This is a genomic window from Pseudoxanthobacter sp. (assembly GCF_036822375.1).
Taxonomy (GTDB): Bacteria; Pseudomonadota; Alphaproteobacteria; order Rhizobiales; family Segnochrobactraceae; genus Pseudoxanthobacter.
Window position 1 is genome coordinate 1458 of sequence record NZ_DAISHT010000244.1, and the last position, 3250, is coordinate 4707.

Sequence of the window (3250 nt, forward strand, 5' to 3'; positions counted from 1 at the left end):
GGCGGCAGAGCCGCCGCCCGGCGGGCGAATGCCTGCCCGGCATCCCGACAAGATGGCGAAAGCCGGCGATAAAGGCTATAGACCCGCCACAGACTGCCGGCTGCGCGGATGCACCCGGCCGGCAGCCGAAGTCGGGTTGAACCGGGATCTGGAAGTATGGCGACCTACAAGTCCGAGTTTCTGAACACGCTCGCCGAACGCGGCTACATCCACCAGTGCTCGGACCTTGAGGGTCTGGATGCAAAGGCGGCTGCGGGTCCCATCACCGCCTATATCGGCTTCGATGCCACCGGCTCCAGCCTGCATGTCGGTCACCTCATTTCCATCATGATGCTGCGCGTTGCCCAGCAGACCGGCCACCGGCCGATCACGCTGATGGGCGGCGGTACCACCAAGATCGGCGATCCTTCGGGCAAGGATGAGGCGCGCAAGCTGCTCACCAACGAACAGATCGACGAGAACATTCTCGGCATCCGCCGCGCCTTCGACCGCTTCCTCTCCTATGGCGACAGCCCCACCGGCGCGGTCATGGCCAACAATGCGGAGTGGCTGGACGAGCTGAAATATATTCCGCTGCTGCGCGAGGTCGGCCGTCACTTCACGGTCAACCGCATGCTCACCTTCGATTCGGTGAAGCTGCGGCTTGAGCGCGAACAGCCGCTGACCTTCCTCGAATTCAACTACATGATCCTGCAGGCCTACGACTTCGTGGAACTGCACAAGCGCACCGGCTGCGTGCTGCAGATGGGCGGCTCCGACCAGTGGGGCAACATCGTCAACGGCATCGAACTCGGCCGCCGTATGATCGATGCCCAGCTGTTCGCCCTCACCACGCCGCTGCTGACCACCGCCTCGGGCGCCAAGATGGGCAAGACCGCCGCCGGCGCGGTGTGGCTCAACGCCGACCTGCTGTCGCCCTACGATTACTGGCAGTTCTGGCGCAACACCGCCGATGCCGACGTGGAACGCTTCCTGAAGCTCTTCACCGAAATGCCGCTCCCGGAGATCGCCCGGCTGGCGGCCCTCGGCGGGCAGGAGCTGAACGAGGCGAAGAAGATCCTCGCCACCGAGACGACCGCGCTGATGCACGGCCGCGCCGCGGCGGAGGAAGCGGCCGAGACCGCGCGCAGCACCTTCGAGGAAGGCCGGCTGGCCGCCTCGCTGCCGACCATCGAGGTGCCGGCGGCCGAGCTTTCGGCCGGCATCGGGCTGCTCAGCGCCGTGGTGCGCGCGGGCCTTGCCGCCTCCAACGGCGAGGTGCGGCGCCACATTCAGGGCGGCGCGGTGCGCATCAACGATGTGGTCGTGAGCGACGACCGCACCACGCTGAACGACGCCAGCCTTGCCGCCGGGGGCGTGATCAAGATCTCCGTCGGCAAGAAGAAGCACGTTCTTGTGAAGCCGGTCTGAGCCGGCGCCCGAACGCCACCGGAACAACGCCGGCCCGCCCGCACCCATCCCGTGCGGGCAGGCCTTCTTCAGAAGCCGGACAGACCTGCCATGCCCTCCCTTTCCCTTCCCTCCGCTCCGCGCACCGCCTGGTCGCTCACCCCCGGCAGCGCGGGACACGAGGTGCAGTGCCGCGGTATCATCGCCGCACTCGGGCTGGAACCGGTGCTGAAGCGTGTCAGCCCGTCGGCGCCGTGGTCGTGGTTCGCGCCCTGGGGCCCGGCGCAGCCGGATGCCGCCATCGTGCCGCCGTGGCCGGATCTCGTCGTCGTCTCCGGCCGGCAGGCCATTCCTTATGCGCGCATGATCCGCCGCAAGGCCGGCGGCGCCACTTTCGTGCTGGCGTTGCAGAACCCGGTCGTGGCGCCGTCGACCTTCGATCTCGTCTGGGTCAACGACCATGACGGCGTCAGCGGCCCCAACGTCATCTCCACCCTGACCTCGCCCAACACGCTGAGCGCAGAGGGGCTGGCGCAGGGCGCGGCCGGTTTCGCGCCCCTGTGGCAGGACCTGCCGCATCCGTGGACCGGCGTCATCCTCGGCGGGGCCAGCGGCGCCTATCGCTTCAACGAGGACGATGCCCGCCGGCTGGGCGCGGCCCTTGCCCGCATTGCGGCGCAGACCGGCGGCAGCCTGCTGGTGACACCCTCGCGGCGCACCGGCAAAGAGCCGCTGGCGGCGTTCCGGGCCGCACTCGGCAACACCCCGGCGTGGGTCTGGGATGGCGAGACCGGCGCCAACCCCTATTTCGGCATTCTCGGCGCCGCCGGCAACTTCGTCGTGACCTGCGATTCCGTGAATATGCTCGGCGAGGCTGCCTTCACCGGCAAGCCGATCCATGCCTGGCGACTGGAAGGCGGCTCACCGAAATTCGCGGCCTTCCACGACGGGCTGATCGAAAAAGGCGCCATGCGCTGGCTTGAGCCGGATGCAAATGCCTCGCAAAAGCCGAATTCGACAGCCACTCTTGCGGCCTGGACCTACAAGCCCTTAAATGCGACAGCCGTGATCGTCGAAGCCGTGCGCGCAGCCTTCGCCGCGCGCGCCCGGGGGCGCGGCACCGCGGGGTGAGGTTCGTGGCTGGCCGGGGAACAGGCCGGGTGCCGTGAAGCCCGGCGGCCCCTCCAACGGGAGGCGCGACCCCGGAAGGGCGCGCACGATAACAATGAGCTATCTCGACTACGACGCGCTGGCGTCCACCCCGCTGCAGAAAGACCCGTTCGATTATCTCGTCGTGCCGAACTTCGTGCTGGGCGACAAGCTGCAGGGCATCATCGACGACTACCCGCAGGTGCCCGGCCCCGGCTCCCACCCGCCGTCAGAGCTCGATATCCACGGCAACTTTGCCGCGGTGATGAAAGAGCTCGACGGACCGCGTTTCCGCGCGATGATCGAGGAGAAGTTCGGCCTCGACCTGTCGGACCGGCCGACGATGTATACCGTGCGCGGCTATTGCCGGAAGACGGACGGCAAGATCCACACCGATTCCACCACCAAGGTCATCACCGTTCTAGTCTACATGAATCAGGAATGGGATGCCGACGGCGGCCGCCTGCGCATTCTGCGGTCCGGCGACAATCTGGAAGACTATGTGGCCGAGGTGCCGCCCCATGGCGGCACGCTGCTGGTGTTCCGCCGCTCCGACAACTCCTGGCACGGCCATGAGCCGTTCGAGGGCCGCCGCCGCGCCATCCAGATGAACTGGGTGACCGACGACGACGTGGTCGCCCACGAGCAGCGCCGCCACCGCATCTCCACCGCGGTGAAGAAGCTCAACCCGTTCCGCAAAGCCAGCTGACCG

3 protein-coding genes are annotated in these 3250 nt (G+C 67.5%); all 3 read left to right on the forward strand.

All coding sequences use genetic code 11. The features are described from left to right. The first annotated feature begins 156 nt into the window (after nt 1-156). On the forward strand, nt 157-1410 hold the full coding sequence (gene tyrS / locus V7067_RS15665; RefSeq protein WP_334176837.1) for a tyrosine--tRNA ligase: 1254 nt from the start codon (nt 157-159) through the stop codon (nt 1408-1410). 90 nt (nt 1411-1500) lie between these two features. Continuing rightward, nucleotides 1501-2520: a mitochondrial fission ELM1 family protein gene (locus V7067_RS15670; RefSeq protein ID WP_334176838.1), complete on the forward strand. Its 1020-nt coding sequence runs from the start codon at nt 1501-1503 to the stop codon at nt 2518-2520. A 94-nt stretch (nt 2521-2614) separates the two neighbouring features. After that, nucleotides 2615-3247 carry a 2OG-Fe(II) oxygenase gene (locus V7067_RS15675; RefSeq protein WP_334176839.1) on the forward strand — a complete coding sequence of 211 codons (633 nt, stop codon included), beginning with the start codon at nt 2615-2617 and terminating at the stop codon, nt 3245-3247. The last annotated feature ends 3 nt before the right edge of the window (nt 3248-3250 follow it).

Excerpts from the sequence above, each read along its gene's own strand:
- V7067_RS15675 (WP_334176839.1), top strand. The coding sequence starts at position 2,615 with ATGAGCTATCTCGACTACGACGCGCTGGCGTCCACCCCGCTGCAGAAA.
- tyrS (WP_334176837.1), top strand. The coding sequence starts at position 157 with ATGGCGACCTACAAGTCCGAGTTTCTGAACACGCTCGCCGAACGCGGC.
- V7067_RS15670 (WP_334176838.1), top strand. The coding sequence starts at position 1,501 with ATGCCCTCCCTTTCCCTTCCCTCCGCTCCGCGCACCGCCTGGTCGCTC.